We start from the raw sequence: 17,150 nt of genomic DNA, 5'->3' as shown, positions 1-17,150 counted from the left end.
CCCGCAATGTGAGACAGGGGATTTTAAAATGACAGAAACCGTAGCCAGTGCAGATACGGATAACACAAGTTTAGCAGGCAAGGATACTCGCCGTCGGGTTTGGGCAATCGTTGGAGCTTCATCGGGGAACCTTGTAGAGTGGTTTGATTTTTACGTCTATTCATTTTGTTCACTCTACTTTGCACATATCTTCTTCCCGTCAGGGAACACTACAACGCAGCTTCTGCAAACCGCAGGCGTTTTTGCCGCCGGGTTCCTGATGCGTCCCATTGGCGGATGGCTGTTCGGCAGGATCGCGGACAGGAAAGGGCGCAAGACATCCATGCTCATCTCCGTATGCATGATGTGCGTCGGCTCGCTGGTGATTGCTTGCCTGCCCGGATATGACACTATCGGAACATGGGCACCGGCGTTGTTGCTGCTGGCACGCCTGTTCCAGGGGCTGTCAGTGGGTGGCGAATACGGCACCAGCGCGACATACATGAGCGAAGTAGCTGTTGAAGGGCGCAAAGGTTTCTATGCATCATTCCAGTATGTAACCCTCATTGGCGGTCAGCTGCTGGCGTTACTGGTTGTGGTGATCCTTCAACAAATCCTTAGCGATGAAGATTTACGCGCCTGGGGCTGGCGCATCCCGTTTGCCCTGGGGGCTGCCCTGGCGGTTGTGGCGCTGTGGTTACGCCGTCAGCTTGATGAAACCTCCCAGCAGGAGGTCAGGGCGCTGAAAGAAGCCGGTTCGATGAAAGGGCTGTGGCGAAACCGCAAAGCGTTTTTGATGGTATTAGGCTTTACCGCCGCAGGCTCGCTAAGCTTCTATACCTTCACCACCTATATGCAAAAATATCTGGTCAACACCACGGGCATGCATGCTAACGTTGCGAGCGTCGTCATGACGGTGGCGTTACTGGTCTTTATGCTCATACAGCCGATTGTTGGCGCGCTGTCGGACAAAATAGGTCGCCGCACCTCCATGCTGATCTTTGGTGGCATGCTCACCCTGGGGACTGTTCCGCTTTTGACGGCGCTACAGCATACAACCTCTCCCTATGCCGCTTTCGCTTTGATTATGGTGGCACTTATTATTATTAGTTTTTACACGGCAATCAGTGGCATTTTGAAAGCGGAAATGTTTCCCGCACAGGTGAGGGCGCTGGGCGTAGGCCTCTCTTATGCGGTCGCTAACGCCCTGTTCGGCGGTTCGGCAGAGTATGTCGCGCTATCCCTTAAGTCATGGGGCAGTGAATCGACCTTTTTCTGGTATGTCACCATCATGGGGGCGCTGGCGTTTATTGTCTCCCTGATGCTGCATCGTAAAGGAAAAGGGATCCGCCTTTAATAATGCGCCATCTGCCAGACGGCGTAGCCGGTTGTTGCCCCGGCTACGTCCCAGGCAAAATCTTTCCAGCTCCAGCCGCTTCCCGAGGGGCGGCTATCCCAAAGTTCTTTTGATGCCCCCAGGCTGATGGAGAACATCAGCCCCATTGTGGCACTTCGATCCCGGCTATAACCCTGGTGCAGCGCATATTCATTACCCGCAGCGGACAACATTGCAGACGCCAGAAAGTGTTGAGCTTTATCCTGACCCGACCAGTTATCATTAGCCATATGGCTGCAACCGGTCAGGAAAAGAGGGATTATCAGGAAAGGCGTACGCATTAACAGACTCCATAAAAAAGCCCCGTCGATGACAGGGCTCGTGTATTACAGAATGCGGCTGATGAGGCGGTCGATACGGATCCGACGTAGACGGCGAATCAGCTTGCGAACTTTCACCGGATAATCAGCGATGCTTTGCAGATCGCGATAATGACGAACCACTGTAGTATGCGTGCGTATAAGCTCCAGCTCACGATCGCGTTTCGCGGCTAACGCATGCTGAGGATCGTGAATAAGGATGGCGTTTTCCAGATCCAGACGCCAGGCGCGTGGGTTGAGATTATTACCGGTCAGCAGCATCCACTCATCATCCACCCACATTCCTTTGAGGTGATAGCTGTTGTCTTCATCTTTCCAGAGACGCACAACCAGCTGGTCCGTGTTCACATAGTACTGTAAACGGCTCAGGAAGCGGCGCAGGTTAATCTCATAGAGATAAGGCAGTGCGCCGATGATCTTGAAAGGTTGATCTTCCGGAATGAAAAAGTCATTTGCCGTTTTATCCCCGACAATAATTTCCACCTTTTTACCATCACGCAGCAGCTGAATGATATTACGCACCAGAACGGCGGGAAGGTTGAAGTACGGGGTGCAGATGGTGAGCTTATGCTCCGCGCACGGCATCAAATGGAAGATGGTCTTGTTCAGCAGGCTGGATTTTCCCAGGCCTACCAGAGGCGTAACGGACAGTTCTTCATTACTGGCATCCCCCTGAAAACGATAAACCGCATCGCGCAGTTCCTGGCGGAAGGAGCGAACGTCGTTTTTGATTTCCGGGCTTTTCGGACGATGAGGATCGTCAAGACGGTGCACACCCCGGCCATGAACCAGGTTTTTATCAACCCAGTTGAACATGATGTCGGCCATCTGCGGATTGCGGATCAGATGGTAGCGATCGTAACGGTATTTATCGAGCTGATGGAGATACACATCATTCAGGCTGGCACCGCTATAAAGGACGCTGTCATCAATGATAAATCCTTTAAAATGAAGAACGCCAAGCGCTTCACGGGTATTCACCGGTACGCCATACACCGGGATATCAATACCCGGATTTTCCTGGGCCGTGCGGCAATACCAGTCAGCATTGGTATTCGAGGCAGCCGCACCAATACGGCCGCGCTGAGCGCGGTGCCAGTCAACCAGCACGCGAACATCCAGTTCCGGACGCTGACGTTTCGCTTCATAGAGCGCGTTCAGGATCGCACGCCCACCTTCATCTTGTTCAAGATAGAGCGCCACAATACAAATACGTCGCGTAGCGCTGGCAATCTTTTCAAGAAGCGTCTCCCGGAAATGAGCGGGAGCATAAAAGAACTCTACATCATCAACTGACTGAGAAATCTTCGGTAGTTGAGCAAGGTGTTGTTGATGTTTATTACGCTTAAATTTTGACAACATCACAGTGCGTTTCTTCTCTGTTCATTGAAGGGTTGTCTGTACCAGGCAAACAACATAAGCGGACAATGATACCCCAGTGCCGCGAAAAGTGGGTAACATTTCCAGCAGCTTACTCTTGTTTATCCGTCGAAATCAGGCTGAGGGACAGAGAGACAATGCCTTCATCCAGCTGGATATCAACGTCAAAACCGAGCTTCCGCGCCAGGGTCACCATACCCCGATTGTTTGGCATAGTAATGCCATTCAGGCGTGACAATCCGTGATCGCGCGTATAACCAATGAGTTTTTCGAGCAGCCGTCTGCCCAACCCCAAACCCTTAAGATCGGAACGCACCAGTACGGCAAACTCCGCATCCACATTATCCGGGTCGGAAATGGCACGCGTCACGCCGAGGATCTCCTCTCCCGCTCCGGAACGGCGGACCGCCACAATCGCCATTTCTCGATCGTAGTCGATCTGGGTCATATTGGCTAAATCGTCGTGGGTAAATTCATTGATTTCGCTGAAATAGCGATAGTACAAATCTTCCTTCGTCACCTGCGAGATGAACGCCCGCAGCAGCGGCTCGTCTTCCGGCAGGATAGGGCGAAACAGCGCCCGTTCCCCATTTTTCATCTCCACCCACTCTTCCAGATGAAGAGGATAAGGACGAATGGCGAGACGGCTTTCCCGATCACCGATAAAGGGCGCAATATCCAGCGTCACGTCCAGCGCGGTAAATTCATTTCCGGAGGCAAGAAGGGGGTGGATATCCAGGCGCTGGATCTCCGCACAGTCAACAATGAGGTTGGAGACCTTCACCAGAAACTGGCTTAATCCGGCGATATCAAGCGGCCGCAGAGCGCTTCTCCCGCGGATTTTTTTGCTTTTGATGGCCTGAATAATCAAATAACGCGCCAGGTTCATGTTTAGAGGAGGAAGCGCGACAACCGCCTGTTCTTCTGGCCGCCACTCAACGCCGCCTTCACCCAGCATAATGAGCGGACCAAAAACCGGATCGTGTTCGACAACCACGCGCAGCTCCTGTGCACCCGCACGGTTGGCCATGCTCTGCACCAGCAGGCCGTGGATCCGGGCCTGTGGCCACGTCATTTTTACGCGATCGATAATGGCATCCGCGGCCTGTTGCACTTCTGTCGCGGTGCGCAGATACAGCATGACGCCCTGCACATCCGATTTGTGCGGAATATCGGGAGAGCGCAGCTTCAGCGCGACCGGATAACCAATCTGCTCAGCGATATGTACCGCCTCAGCGCTGTCGCCGGCAATCCAGGTGGGCAGGGTTTGCATTCCATAACTGCCAAGAATGGGTTGCACCTCATGTGTGTCAAGAGAAGCGGCGCCCTCTTCGATGGCCTGCTGCAAAAGCCTGTGCACATCCACCGAATTTGCGGTGAGATTGCCCGGCAGGGCAGGCGTTTCACGCAGCTGCTTCTGGTTGCGGCGGTATTCAACCATATGCATAAACGCGGTAATGGTGCCCTCCGGGGTACGGTAGGTTGGCAACCCGGCTTCACTAAACAGACGCCGTGCCTCCTGGGAGGAGAACTCGCCGCACCAGTTGGTCAGCAGGGTAACGTATTTGCCGCGGGGATGTTTTCGGACTGCCTCAATCAGCGCACGCGCACTTTCGCTGCCTGGCGCAACCGCGCTGGGCGAATGGATAATCATCAGCGCATCAAAGTCCTGGCTATCGAGCAAAATCGTGATCGCCTTAATGTAACGATCGCTGCTGGCATCATCGCGCAAATCGAGGGGATTATCGGGAACAACGCTTCCCGGTAACGCGTCCCGCAGGCGCTGTAGCGTCTCTTCACCCAGCGTGGCCAGCTTGCCGTTGCGTAGCCAGAGCTCGTCCAGCGCCAGGGCGGCGGGAGCGGCACCGTTGCTGACAATCATCAGTTTTTCACCGCGCAGGGGGCGCATGTGGCTTAACGTTTCGACGGCGGAAAAAAGCTCGTGCGTATCCTGTACCCGCAGTAAACCGGCGCGCTGGATCGCTGCATCCCATGCGGGATCCATCCCGGAACGGGAATGTAGCAGGCGCTGAGCCGCGGGGCTGCGCCCGCTTTTGATGACCAGTATCGGTTTATTTCGCGATGCGCTACGCGACGCCGACACAAAACGACGGGCGTCGCTCAGGTGTTCAAGGTAGAGCAGGATAGCGCTGGTTTTGCTGTCACGCGCCAGGAAATCCAGCAGCTCATCGACGTCAATGTCCAGGCTGTCGCCCAAAGCGATGAAGTAGGAAAAGCCCATCTCACGCTGCTGCGCCCAGTCGAGGATGGTATTGGATACCGCAGCCGACTGCGAAATAAAGGCCAGTTTGCCTTTACGGATCGGAACCGGGGAAAAACTGGCATTCAGCCCTTGCCAGGGCGCAAGTAGGCCGAGGCTGTTTGGACCAAGAATGCGCATCTGGTAGCGGCTGGCGCAGGCCAGCAGTTCGGGCTGCTGTTCAGGAGGCGAGGAAAGAATAATGCAGGTTTTACAGCCTTTCTGACCGAGCGACTCAAGCAGTTCGAGGTTTCGTTTCGCATGTGTACAGAGCACGGCGAGGTCGGGAACGAAAGGCAGGCTCTGCACATCCGGCCACGCCAGTACTCCCTGTACCGCTTTATAAGCGGGCGTAACGGGCATGACCGGGCCGTTAAACCCGCCAGCCAGCAGGTTACGCATCATCAGATACCCTGCGCGGTCCGGTTTCATCGAGGCGCCAATAACGGCAATGGATTTCGGACGGAGTAGCGCTTCTAACCCTCTCTGGCTCATGCAGGCCTCCCGTGAATGCAAGCGACCTGATGATTTTAAACGCTTTCTGTCTCTGTTGCTGTGACGCTACCCTTATGAACGGTTTTTCCCGCAAGATAACGTTCACGGAAGCAGGAGAAGTGGGAGCCCAGCGCGCCGGCCGCCTGGGTATCGCCCGCCAGATCCAGTAGCGCAATAGCGACTTCAGCGGTGCAATATTGACCGTCGGCATGCGCTTCACGCAAGCGATAGGCCGAAACGCGCGACAGATCGACGGAAATCACCGGCAGCGCATCAAGGTAAGGGCTTTTGCGAAACATCTTTCTCGCTTCGGTCCAGGTGCCGTCGAGCATAATAAACAGCGGCGGCTTACCGGATGGTGGCGCCGTAAGCACCTGACGTTGTTCGCCTGCATATGATGCCGGGAAAACGACCATGGGCTGATAGTCCGGGCTTGCCACCAGGTCGAGCAGAGCCTGAGGTGGCTCAGTGCGCGACCACTGAAACGCTGCGGTGTTGGGCAGAATATCGGCGATCAAACGCCCCGTGTTGCTGGGCTTCATCGGTTCGGTATCGAACATGACCAGACAAAAGCGGCTTTTCGCCTCGCTCGGTGCAAGCGTTTCGCACAGACACACTTTCAGCGGTAAAAGGCAGCGCTGGCAGCGGCGAATACGATTGCCTCGGGCCAGAAAAGGGCGGGTGGCGCGCGCAAGGCGCTCGGCGCGTAATTGAAGTACAGCGTTATCAGTCATGGGCGAAAAGGCAGGAAAAACCTCATTTTCGCAGAGGAGCGAACGGGGCACAAGGTATGCCCCGCGAATGTTACAGGGATTCGTTTAACCAGCTGTCGAAAGGCGCTTTCGGTACTGCACCATTGAGCATGTCGATCACTTCACCATTTTTGAAAATCATAATGGTTGGAATGCTGCGAATGCGAAAACGGGCGCTGAGTTCACGTTCCGCTTCGGTATTCACTTTGACAAAACGCATTTTCCCGCTGCGCTCTTCAGCCACGTCTTCGAAGATGGGCGCAAAGTTACGGCAGGGGCCGCACCACGGTGCCCAGAAATCGACCACAACAGGCAGATCGTCCTTGAGGAGTTTGTCCAGCGTAGCACCCGTCGCGTTAATGACATCGCCATCAAATAATTCGTGGCCACAACGCCCGCATTTCGCACCGTCATCCATCCGGTCGTCCGGAATGCGGTTTACAGCCTGACAGTTGGCACATACGGTATTCATAACTAACCTCTGATAGAGCCGTGGAACAACGGCAGAACGCCGATAATGTTTCTGATATGTTACATATTATCAGTGAGCTTGTATGAAACGACAATGCGTTTTATTCAATGGGAACAATAGTCACAGGCTTTTGTACGAAATTATGGCTATGAGCTTGCACATCGGGTAATCTGCGCGCTTCGCGCAGCGCTGGTGGAGAAAAGCATGAACGACGAAATGAAAAACAAAAGCGGCAAGGTCAAAGTGATGTATGTCCGCAGTGATGATGACTCTGATAAACGCACCCAAAATCCGCGTACCGGAAAAGGTGGCGGGCGTCCGGCGTCTTCTCGTGCAGACGGTGGCCGTCGCCCCGCCCGCGATGACAGAAATAACCGCGGCGATGACCGCAAACGTGATGACCGTAAGCGTGACGATCGCAAACGCGATGATGTTGTCCGTGACGGTGGATCGCCATGGCGTACCGTTTCTCGCGCGCCCGGTGAAGAGGCGACCGAAAAAGCCGATCACGGCGGTATCAGCGGAAAAAGCTTTATCGATCCGGAAGTGTTGCGTCGTCAGCGTGCGGAAGAGACCCGTGTCTACGGTGAGAACGCCTGTCAGGCCCTGTTCCAGAGCCGCCCGGAGTGTATCGTTCGTGCATGGTTTATTCAGAGCGTGACCCCGCGCTTCAAAGAAGCGCTGCGCTGGATGGCGGCGAACCGCAAAGCCTACCACGTGGTTGACGATGCCGAGCTGACAAAAGCGTCCGGTACAGAACACCACGGCGGCGTCTGCTTCCTGATCAAAAAACGTAACGGCACTACCGTGCAGCAGTGGGTTAGCCAGGCGGATGCCGATGACTGCGTGCTGGCGCTGGAAGATGTGGGTAACCCGCATAACCTGGGCGCTATGATGCGTAGCTGCGCGCACTTTGGCGTGAAAGGCGTTCTGTTGCAGGATGCCGCGCTGCTGGAATCCGGTGCGGCGATTCGTACCGCGGAAGGCGGTGCAGAGCACGTTCAGCCGATCACCGGCGACAGCGTGCTGGAAGCCCTGGAGCAATTCCGTAAAGCGGGCTACACCATTGTCACCACCTCAAGCCGTGCCGCTACGCCGCTGTTTAAAGCGACGCTGCCGCGCAAAATGGTGCTGGTGTTAGGTCAGGAGCGTGATGGTCTGTCTGATGCGGCACTCTCCAGCGCTGACCTGAGCGTCTCTATCGACGGCACTGGCAACGTTGAAAGCCTGAACGTATCCGTTGCGACCGGCGTGCTGCTGGCGGAATGGTGGCGTCAGAACAAGGCATAAGCCTTTTATGTGCCGGGCCTGACCCGGCACATTCAAACCCTACTCGCTCTCTGCCGGTAACACAGGCATCCAGTCAATCGGCTTTTCGCCGCGCTTTTCCAGCCACTCATTCGTCAGAACAAAATGATTACTGCCAAAGAAACCGCGATGCGCAGACAGCGGCGACGGGTGCGGTGCCTTCAGCACGTGATGACGCTGACGATCGATAATCGCCCCTTTCTTTTGTGCGTGCGATCCCCAGAGTAAAAACACGACGCCTTCACGATGCTCATTGATCAGGCTGATAACCTTATCGGTAAAGGTTTCCCATCCCAGACTGGCGTGGGAGTGTGCCTGACCCGCCCGGACGGTTAATACGGTATTCAGCAACAGCACGCCCTGGCGCGCCCAGCTTTCCAGATAACCGTGATTAGGGCGGGTAAAACCCGGAATCGTTCCTTCCAGCTCTTTATACATATTCAGCAGAGAAGGGGGGATGGCTACGCCCGGACGCACGGAAAATGCCAGTCCGTGAGCCTGCCCGGGGCCGTGGTATGGATCCTGCCCCAGGATAACCACCTTTACATCGCTCAGTTCGGTGTAGCGGAAGGCGTTAAACACATCTTTCTGCGGCGGATAAATTGTCTGGCCGGCCTGCCGTTCAGCCGCAACGGTACTGAGGGTGTTAATAAAATAGGGCTGCTGCTTCTCTTCTGCCAGCACGTCATGCCAGGTTAAAGGTGTTGTCATCTCGCTCTCCTGCGGATCTCATTCTGTGTCTAGCTTACCTGTTAAACCCCAATGAGCAAAATTACCCGCGGAAAAGCAGGCTAAGTGTCTCAATTTATGTTGAAAACCAGGCAGGATAAGTTGAATTGGTAAACCTTTAAAATTGATCTAAAACAAAAAATACAGACCACACTCTTTGTGTGGTTGGTGGTTTTGTTGATTTAAATCAATAAATCACCCGTGTCTGAATGTTATATATACACACAACAAACAATGGTTTTACCAATTGGCCGCAAAAGGCCAGCATCAGTTAATGTAGCCTAAGGGAGGCAACACATGATTACAGGTATCCAGATTACTAAAGCTGCAAATGACGATCTGCTGAACTCTTTCTGGCTGCTGGACAGCGAGAAAAACGAAGCGCGCTGTGTAGTAGCGAAAGCAGGTTTTGCGGAAGACGAAATCGTTCCGGTGAGCAAACTGGGCGAAATTGAATACCGTGAAATTCCAATGCAAGTGCAACCAGAAGTACGCGTGGAAGGCGGTCAGCACCTGAACGTTAACGTCCTGCGTCGCGAAACGCTGATGGATGCCGTTGAGCATCCGGAAAAATACCCGCAGCTGACCATCCGTGTGTCTGGCTATGCGGTGCGTTTCAACTCTCTGACCCCGGAACAGCAGCGCGACGTTATCGCGCGTACCTTTACTGAAAGCCTGTAAGGTTTCAGCTTCGGGGGGGGAATAAAAAAGCCGGGAATGTCCCGGCTTTTTTTTACTCTTCCGTTTTTGTCTCTGGCGCAGCAGAGCTTGGCTTACGGCGCTTACCAATATTTTTGGTATCGCGGTGGCGCTGTTTAACGCGCGGCTTCTCTTTTTCTTTCTCTTTTCTCTCAGCACGTTTCGCGAGCGCTTTCTTGGACGGTTTACCCGTCATTTTTTCACTCGGCGCACGTGTGGTCGGACGAAGCCCGTCAATCACGCGAGCTTTCAGCGGCTCCTCAACGTAGCGGCCAATTTTCTGTAGCAGCAGATGGTCGTGCGCTTCTACCAGAGAGATAGCAATACCTTTGCGGCCCGCACGGCCGGTACGACCAATACGGTGCAGGTAAGTATCACCGCTGCGCGGCATATCAAAGTTGATTACGTGGCTCACGTCCGGGATGTCGATCCCACGCGCGGCAACATCGGTGGCAACCAGCACATTCACGCGGCCATCGGTCAGGCGCTTAATCCCTTCGGTTCGCTTAACCTGCGCCATTTCACCTTCGAGATAGCAGTTGTTAATGCCGGCGTTGCGCAGCATTTCTGCCAGCTCATGCACGCGCTCACGTTTGCGTACGAAGACGATGGTACGGGTTGCCTCTTCCTGCTTCAGCAGGTGTTTCAACAACTCAACCTTATGCTCAAGGTTATCTGCGCGGTAGTACCACTGGTGGATCTTCTTACGCTCACGGGTCGATGGCGTAGCGGACACTTCCACCGGATCTTCCAGCAGACGTTCGGCGAAATCTTTAATGGCATCCCCTTCAAGGGTTGCCGAGAACAGCATTGTCTGATTACGCCAGCGCGTTTCACCCGCGATGTGTTCGATATCCTGGGCAAAGCCCATGTCCAGCATGCGGTCAGCTTCATCGAGAATCAGCGTTTCCACCGCGCGGCAGTCGAAGTTCTCTTCTTTTATGTATTGCAGCAGACGGCCCGTCGTCGCGACAACGATATCCTGGTTTTCGCTGAACACTTCGGCGTGGTTCATATACGCTACGCCACCGGTGATGGTCGCGATATCCAGATGGGTGTTCGCCGCCAGCTCACGCGCGTGTTCGGCAACCTGCATCGCCAGTTCACGGGTCGGGGTCAGGATCAAAATGCGCGGCGGGCCTGATTTTTTACGCGGAAAGTCGAGCAAATGCTGCAACACAGGCAGCAAGTAGGCTGCTGTCTTCCCCGTGCCGGTTGGCGCAGAACCGAGCACATCGCGGCCCTCAAGCGCAGGCGGAATGGCCGCGGCCTGAATGGCGGTCGGGCGTGTAAAGCCTTTGCTCTCAAGGGCATTGAGCAGGCTTTCATCGAGTTCAAGTTCGGAAAAAGTCGTTACAGTCATGTTCTACCTCTGTGTGGGGCGCTGATTATAGACGTTACGGCTGTAATCTTCATCTGTTTGTATGGATATCGCTTTTCGACCACTTCGCTTTCCCCTATGCTACTCCAGTTTCACTCAGAAGGTTGTCCTGACATGTCTCAACTCAAAGCGCAGTTGCGCCGCGATGGTTTTACGTTTAAACAGTTTTTTGTGGCGCACGATCGTTGTGCGATGAAAGTCGGCACAGACGGTATTTTACTGGGTGCATGGGCGCCTGTCGCAGGTGTAAAACGCATTCTGGATATTGGTACGGGCAGCGGACTTCAGGCGCTGATGCTGGCGCAGCGAACGGAAGAACACGTCACGATCGACGCCGTTGAGCTTGACCCTCAGGCGTCCCGGCAGGCAAGTGAAAACGCTGCCGACTCTCCGTGGGCAGATCGCATCAGGGTAGAATGCGCCGATGTCCTGACCTGGGCGCCGGAGCAAACCGCGCGTTACGATTTGATTGTCAGCAATCCGCCGTATTTCACGCCAGGCGTGGAATGTGGAACGCCAGAACGCGAGCAGGCACGTTACACCGGCTCGCTCGATCACAAGGCGCTACTGACCAGTGCGGCGGAGCTCATCTCGGAAGAGGGATTTTTCTGCGTGGTCTTGCCTGAAAGCACGGGTAATACCTTCATTGAGATCGCACGGGGGATCGGCTGGAATCTGCGTCTTCGTACCGATATTTCGGATACGGAAGGACGCTTACCGCACCGCGTGTTGCTGGCGCTCTCGCCGAAAGAGGGGGAATGCTTTATCGACAGGATGGTCATTCGTGGGCCAGACCAGCGTTATTCCGAAGATTACACTGCCCTGACCCAGGCCTTTTATCTGTTTATGTGAACCTGCGGCGTCAACACCGACGGGCCGGACATTTCAAGCGGTTCGGGATAGTCCAGCGTATAATGCAGGCCACGGCTCTCTTTGCGCATCATCGCACAGCGCACAATCAGCTCGGCAACCTGCACAAGGTTGCGCAGCTCCAGCAGATTATTAGAAACGCGGAAGTTGGCGTAATATTCATCAATTTCCTGCTGCAACATCATGATGCGGCGTAACGCGCGTTCCAGACGCTTCGTTGTGCGTACAATCCCGACATAATCCCACATGAAAAGCCGCAGCTCGTGCCAGTTATGCTGAATAACCACCAGTTCGTCCGGGTTTTCTACCCGACTTTCATCCCATGCCGGCAAGTGTGTTGTCGGACGTGCATAGGGCATGCGTTTGGTAATATCTTCCGCAGCCGACCACCCATACACCAGACACTCCAGCAGCGAGTTTGAGGCCATGCGATTCGCACCATGCAGGCCGGTGTAGCTGACCTCGCCGATCGCATACAAACCATCCACGTCGGTACGACCATGATCGTCAACCATCACCCCGCCACAGGTATAGTGTGCGGCAGGTACAATCGGCACCGGATCGCGGGTTAAATCAATACCCAGACTCAGCAGCTTTTCATAAATCATCGGGAAGTGCTGGCGAATAAAGTCTTCCGGTTTATGGCTAATGTCCAGATACATACAGTCGACGCCAAGCCGCTTCATCTCGTGGTCAATGGCGCGGGCCACGATATCCCGCGGGGCAAGTTCACCTCGGGGGGCGAAGTCCGGCATAAACCGGGAACCGTCCGGACGCTTCAGATACGCGCCTTCGCCGCGCAACGCTTCAGTTAACAGGAAGTTACGTGCCTGCGGGTGGAAAAGGGCGGTAGGATGGAACTGATTAAACTCCATATTCGCCACGCGGCAGCCTGCGCGCCAGGCCATGGCGATACCGTCTCCGGAGGCGATATCCGGGTTAGTCGTGTACTGGTAAACCTTGGAGGCGCCGCCAGTCGCCAGCACAACGGCTTTTGCCTGGCAGGTTTCCACCTTCTCTTTATTCCGATTCCACACCCATGCGCCGACAACACGGCGCGTGCCGGGCAGGCCAATCTTATCGGAAATAATCAGGTCGACGGCATTGCTGCGCTCCAGCACCCGAATATTAGGATGGCTGAGGGCTTTGCTGACCAGCGTGGTTTCAACCGCTTTTCCGGTTGCATCAGCAGCGTGCAGAATACGGCGGTGGCTGTGCCCGCCTTCACGGGTCAGGTGATAGCTCTCTTCACCATTAGGCTGAACATGCGTATCAAACAGCACGCCCTGATCGATAAGCCATTGCACGCAGTGGCGGGCATTGCTGGCGACAAACTCTGCCGCATGCTCATCCACGATCCCGGCGCCGGCAATCAGGGTGTCTTCTACGTGCGAGGCTATACTATCCGTTTCATCAAACACGGCGGCAATACCGCCTTGTGCATAGAAGGTGGAACCTTCGCTCATCGGCCCTTTACTCAGCACGATTACGTTCTGATGTTCCGCCAGGCGCAGTGCGAGGGAGAGGCCGGCAGCACCGCTGCCGATGATCAGTACATCACAATGAAGTTCAGGCGTCGTGTTCATGATGTTTGTTTAATTTACTAAACATGGTGTGGGGAGAATAGCATTGCGATGCGAGATATCGCACGTTTTTTTTGATGTGTGTTGCAATGACTAAACGAAAGGCCGGAAGTTAAATCTGTGCTAAATGGCCGGAAATATTTTGCGAAGCAGATCGTTAGCTTCAGATTTTGTGGTGAAATAAAGCCTGTGTTGCGTTACTCTTCTGACGATAAAGTTGATGATTCTTGTCAGAAAGCGGGTGCGTATCGTGAACAGACTTATAATGAGAGAAAATGAACGGTCTGCGGCGCGATGAACAAAAACAAAGGCGTTACGGAACTTATTGAAGAACAGACACTCTAATTCGGTGCTTGCTCAAAGTGCAATGTTGTTAGAGTGGCGTTTCGATAACGCGTGGAATTTGGTTTGGGGAGACATTACCTCGGATGAGCGAGCAGTTAACGGACCAGGTCCTGGTTGAACGGGTCCAGAAGGGAGATCAGAAAGCTTTTAACCTACTGGTGGTGCGCTACCAGCATAAGGTAGCGAGTCTGGTTTCCCGCTATGTACCGTCAGGCGATGTTCCTGATGTGGTGCAAGAGTCTTTTATTAAGGCCTATCGCGCGCTGGATTCATTCCGGGGGGATAGTGCTTTTTATACCTGGCTGTATCGTATTGCAGTCAATACGGCTAAGAATTATTTGGTTGCTCAGGGCCGTCGTCCGCCTTCAAGTGACGTTGACGCTATCGACGCAGAAAACTTCGAAAGTGGCGGCGCGCTGAAAGAAATTTCGAACCCTGAGAACTTAATGTTGTCAGAAGAACTGAGACAAATCGTTTTTCGCACGATCGAGTCGCTCCCGGAAGATTTACGCATGGCAATTACGTTACGGGAGCTGGATGGCCTAAGCTATGAAGAGATAGCCGCCATCATGGATTGTCCGGTCGGCACGGTTCGTTCACGAATTTTCCGTGCGCGAGAAGCCATTGATAATAAAGTTCAACCGCTTATCAGGCGTTGACGATAGCGGGATACTGGAAAAGGTATTAGGCATGCAGAAAGAAAAACTTTCCGCTTTAATGGATGGTGAAACGCTGGATAATGAGCTGCTCGATGAGTTGTCTCATTCTCCCGAAATGCAACAGACCTGGGAGAGCTATCATCTTATCCGCGACTCTCTGCGCGGTGATACCAGCGAGGTTCTCCATTTCGATATCTCAGCACGCGTTATGGCGGCCATTGAGAACGAACCTGTTCATCAGACCACGCCGCTGATTCCTGAAGCGCAGCCTGCACCTCACCAATGGCAGAAAATGCCGTTCTGGCACAAGGTGCGTCCATGGGCCAGCCAGCTCACCCAAATGGGGGTCGCTGCGTGCGTATCGCTTGCAGTTATCGTTGGGGTCCAGCACTATAATACTCAGTCTGAAGCCAATCAGCAGCCTGAAGCGCCAGTGTTCAATACGCTGCCGATGATGGGTAAAGCCAGCCCGGTTAGCCTGGGCGTACCGGCAGATGCCTCCGCAAGCGGCGGACAGCAACAGCAGGTACAGGAGCAGCGCCGTCGCATTAATGCGATGTTGCAGGATTACGAGTTGCAGCGCCGTCTGCACTCCGAGCAGCTTCAGTTTGAGCAGGCCCAAACCCAGCAGGCTGCTGTGCAGGTGCCAGGAAACCAAACTTTAGGAACGCAATCGCAGTAATGAAGCAACTTTGGTTCGCCATGTCTTTGATGGCGGGTAGCCTGTTCTTCTCTGCTAACGCCTCGGCTGATGTTTCATCCGGGGCGTTGTTGCAGCAAATGAACCTGGCCAGCCAGTCACTCAATTACGAGTTGGCATTTATCAGCATCAATAAGCAGGGTGTCGAATCGTTACGCTATCGCCACGCCCGCCTTGATAACCAGCCGCTCGCCCAGCTTTTACAGATGGATGGCCCGCGTCGGGAAGTGGTCCAGCGTGGGAACGAAATCAGCTATTTCGAGCCTGGCCTTGAGCCGTTTACGCTCAATGGTGACTACATCGTTGACTCCCTGCCGTCGCTCATTTACACCGATTTTAAACGTCTCGCCCCCTACTATGATTTTATCTCGGTGGGGCGAACGCGTATTGCCGACAGGCTGTGCGAAGTGATCCGCGTTGTCGCGCGGGATGGGACACGTTACAGCTATATCGTCTGGATTGACGCAGAGACGAAGCTTCCGATGCGCGTTGATCTGCTCGATCGCGACGGTGAGACGCTGGAGCAGTTCCGCGTGATCTCCTTCGATGTGAACAGTCAGGTTGGCAACAGCATGCAGAATCTGGCCAAAGCCAGCCTGCCGCCTTTGCTTTCCGTGCCTGCCGGCGATTCTGTCAATTTTAACTGGGTACCATCCTGGATCCCGCAAGGGTTCAGCGAAGTTTCCAGCAGCCGTCGCCAGCTCCCAACCATCGAAACACCGGTTGAGTCGCGACTCTATTCCGATGGGCTGTTTAGCTTCTCGGTGAATATCAATCGCGCTACGGCGAACAGTTCCGAACAGATGCTCCGTACCGGTCGCCGGACGGTCAGCACGACGGTGCGCGATAATGCGGAAATTACCATTGTCGGTGAATTACCGCCGCCAACGGCAAAACGTATTTCAGACAGCATTAAATTCAGGGCTGCGCAATGATTAAAGAGTGGGCCACGGTCGTATCCTGGCAGGATGGCGTAGCGCTTGTCAGCTGTGACGTTAAAGCATCATGCAGCAGCTGCGCTTCGCGAGCCGGTTGCGGCAGCCGCGTGTTGAATAAGCTGGGGCCGCAAACGTCGCACACTATTGCTGTGCCGAGCGATCAGCCGCTGGTGGCAGGGCAAAAAGTGGAGCTGGGCATCGCTGAAGGTAGCCTGCTCACTTCCGCCATGCTGGTTTACCTTTCTCCGCTGGCAGGTCTGTTCGTGATGGGCGGGGTTTTCCAGATGCTGTTCGGCACAGATTTGGCCGCCATGTGCGGTGCCGCTTTGGGCGGCGTGGGCGGGTTCTGGCTTGCTAAAGGCGTTTCCCCAAGGCTTGCCGCCCGGGAAGCGTGGCAGCCCGTTATCCTCAGCGTTGCACTGGCACCCGACCAACTTCGTGTTGAGACGCTCTCTTCTGAGGCCCGGTAATCTGCCGGGCTTTATTATTATTTACATCGCAATAAAGAAAACGCCGTCTCTTCGCGCTATACCTGGCTCTAAGTGCATTTCCAGCTGACGAGGATGTAGTGTAGAATGCTGCGTTTTCGCACTGAAAAACGTCAGGCTAAGAACAGCGGCCTCCAGGAATTCGTAAGGCATAATTATTTAACTATATGAAGAACATACGTAACTTTTCGATCATTGCTCACATCGATAATTGATACCCCGCCAGCCTCCGCAAACCTCCGACAAAAACGCCTCAAGATCCCCATCAAATCAGCCTTTCCAAAAATTATACTGTTTGCATGTACAGTCAACCTACGACATCATAAGTCATGGTTTTTGTGTCCACCAGTGCGTCCATATTCTATGATGGACACATAACCTCCCGTTCTGATGGAC

The 17,150-nt window shown here is 54.2% G+C and carries 16 protein-coding genes; 8 read left to right on the top strand and 8 right to left on the bottom strand.

What is annotated here, in order from left to right:
- Nucleotides 1-28: 28 nt before the first annotated feature.
- Nucleotides 29-1,336 carry an MFS family transporter gene (locus LOC22_RS05015; RefSeq protein WP_017383558.1) on the top strand — a complete coding sequence of 436 codons (1,308 nt, stop codon included), beginning with the start codon at nt 29-31 and terminating at the stop codon, nt 1,334-1,336.
- Here LOC22_RS05015 and LOC22_RS05010 read toward each other — a convergent pair.
- The 5 genes from LOC22_RS05010 to trxC all read right to left on the bottom strand — a co-directional run bounded on the left by LOC22_RS05010 (nt 1,333) and on the right by trxC (nt 7,054).
- Complete coding sequence (locus tag LOC22_RS05010; RefSeq protein ID WP_003860739.1) at nt 1,333-1,656, bottom strand: YfiM family lipoprotein; 324 nt, start codon at nt 1,654-1,656, stop codon at nt 1,333-1,335. The genes LOC22_RS05015 and LOC22_RS05010 overlap by 4 nt on opposite strands.
- Before the next feature lie 45 nt (nt 1,657-1,701).
- Nucleotides 1,702-3,057 (bottom strand): CDP-diacylglycerol--serine O-phosphatidyltransferase, encoded by a 1,356-nt coding sequence (gene pssA / locus LOC22_RS05005; RefSeq protein WP_026094276.1) that lies wholly within the window; start codon nt 3,055-3,057, stop codon nt 1,702-1,704.
- 109 nt (nt 3,058-3,166) lie between these two features.
- Nucleotides 3,167-5,830, bottom strand: a complete 2,664-nt coding sequence (locus LOC22_RS04995) for a bifunctional acetate--CoA ligase family protein/GNAT family N-acetyltransferase (RefSeq protein ID WP_015572131.1) — start codon at nt 5,828-5,830, stop codon at nt 3,167-3,169.
- Nucleotides 5,831-5,865: 35 nt separating this feature from the next.
- Nucleotides 5,866-6,564, bottom strand: coding sequence for a tRNA-uridine aminocarboxypropyltransferase (tapT, locus tag LOC22_RS04990; protein ID WP_015572132.1), 699 nt, complete (start codon nt 6,562-6,564; stop codon nt 5,866-5,868).
- Between the two features lie 70 nt (nt 6,565-6,634).
- The gene (gene trxC, locus LOC22_RS04985; RefSeq protein ID WP_032649129.1) at nt 6,635-7,054 is read right to left on the bottom strand and encodes a thioredoxin TrxC; all 420 of its coding nucleotides are present in this window, start codon (nt 7,052-7,054) and stop codon (nt 6,635-6,637) included.
- Between the two features lie 204 nt (nt 7,055-7,258).
- Here trxC and LOC22_RS04980 point away from each other — a divergent pair, with 204 nt between their 5' ends.
- Nucleotides 7,259-8,344: a tRNA/rRNA methyltransferase gene (locus LOC22_RS04980; protein ID WP_017383555.1), complete on the top strand. Its 1,086-nt coding sequence runs from the start codon at nt 7,259-7,261 to the stop codon at nt 8,342-8,344.
- A 39-nt stretch (nt 8,345-8,383) separates the two neighbouring features.
- Here LOC22_RS04980 and ung read toward each other — a convergent pair whose 3' ends face one another.
- Nucleotides 8,384-9,073 (bottom strand): uracil-DNA glycosylase, encoded by a 690-nt coding sequence (gene ung / locus LOC22_RS04975; protein WP_003860729.1) that lies wholly within the window; start codon nt 9,071-9,073, stop codon nt 8,384-8,386.
- Between the two features lie 315 nt (nt 9,074-9,388).
- Here ung and grcA point away from each other — a divergent pair, with 315 nt between their 5' ends.
- Entirely contained in the window at nt 9,389-9,772 is a 384-nt protein-coding gene (gene grcA, locus LOC22_RS04970; RefSeq protein ID WP_003860727.1) for an autonomous glycyl radical cofactor GrcA, read from the top strand.
- Nucleotides 9,773-9,824: 52 nt separating this feature from the next.
- On the opposite strand, the gene srmB is transcribed toward grcA, so the two are convergent.
- A complete protein-coding gene (gene srmB, locus LOC22_RS04965) occupies nt 9,825-11,153 on the bottom strand; it encodes an ATP-dependent RNA helicase SrmB (protein ID WP_017383554.1) in 1,329 nt (442 codons plus the stop codon).
- Nucleotides 11,154-11,285: 132 nt separating this feature from the next.
- On the opposite strand from srmB, the gene trmN reads away from it, so the two are divergent.
- Entirely contained in the window at nt 11,286-12,023 is a 738-nt protein-coding gene (gene trmN / locus LOC22_RS04960; RefSeq protein ID WP_032649123.1) for a tRNA(1)(Val) (adenine(37)-N(6))-methyltransferase TrmN, read from the top strand.
- On the opposite strand, the gene nadB is transcribed toward trmN, so the two are convergent.
- Nucleotides 12,008-13,627, bottom strand: a complete 1,620-nt coding sequence (nadB, locus tag LOC22_RS04955; protein WP_230239406.1) for an L-aspartate oxidase — start codon at nt 13,625-13,627, stop codon at nt 12,008-12,010. The genes trmN and nadB overlap by 16 nt on opposite strands.
- A 425-nt stretch (nt 13,628-14,052) precedes the next feature.
- Here nadB and rpoE point away from each other — a divergent pair, with 425 nt between their 5' ends.
- From rpoE to rseC, 4 genes are read left to right on the top strand one after another with little or no spacing between them, the layout of a single operon-like run.
- On the top strand, nt 14,053-14,628 hold the full coding sequence (rpoE, locus tag LOC22_RS04950) for an RNA polymerase sigma factor RpoE (RefSeq protein WP_006176728.1): 576 nt from the start codon (nt 14,053-14,055) through the stop codon (nt 14,626-14,628).
- Between the two features lie 31 nt (nt 14,629-14,659).
- Nucleotides 14,660-15,310 carry an anti-sigma-E factor RseA gene (rseA, locus tag LOC22_RS04945; protein WP_015572138.1) on the top strand — a complete coding sequence of 217 codons (651 nt, stop codon included), beginning with the start codon at nt 14,660-14,662 and terminating at the stop codon, nt 15,308-15,310.
- Entirely contained in the window at nt 15,310-16,263 is a 954-nt protein-coding gene (gene rseB / locus LOC22_RS04940; protein WP_003860717.1) for a sigma-E factor regulatory protein RseB, read from the top strand. Before rseA ends, rseB begins: the two co-directional genes overlap by 1 nt.
- Nucleotides 16,260-16,736, top strand: a complete 477-nt coding sequence (gene rseC / locus LOC22_RS04935; RefSeq protein ID WP_006811609.1) for a SoxR-reducing system protein RseC — start codon at nt 16,260-16,262, stop codon at nt 16,734-16,736. The genes rseB and rseC overlap by 4 nt, the downstream gene beginning before the upstream one ends.
- Nucleotides 16,737-17,150: the final 414 nt, after the last annotated feature.

This window comes from Enterobacter sp. AN-K1 (assembly GCF_020971765.1).
Lineage (GTDB): Bacteria > Pseudomonadota > Gammaproteobacteria > Enterobacterales > Enterobacteriaceae > Enterobacter > Enterobacter hormaechei_C.
The sequence above is the reverse complement of the archived record's forward strand: the minus strand, read 5'-3'. Positions and strand labels throughout refer to the sequence as shown.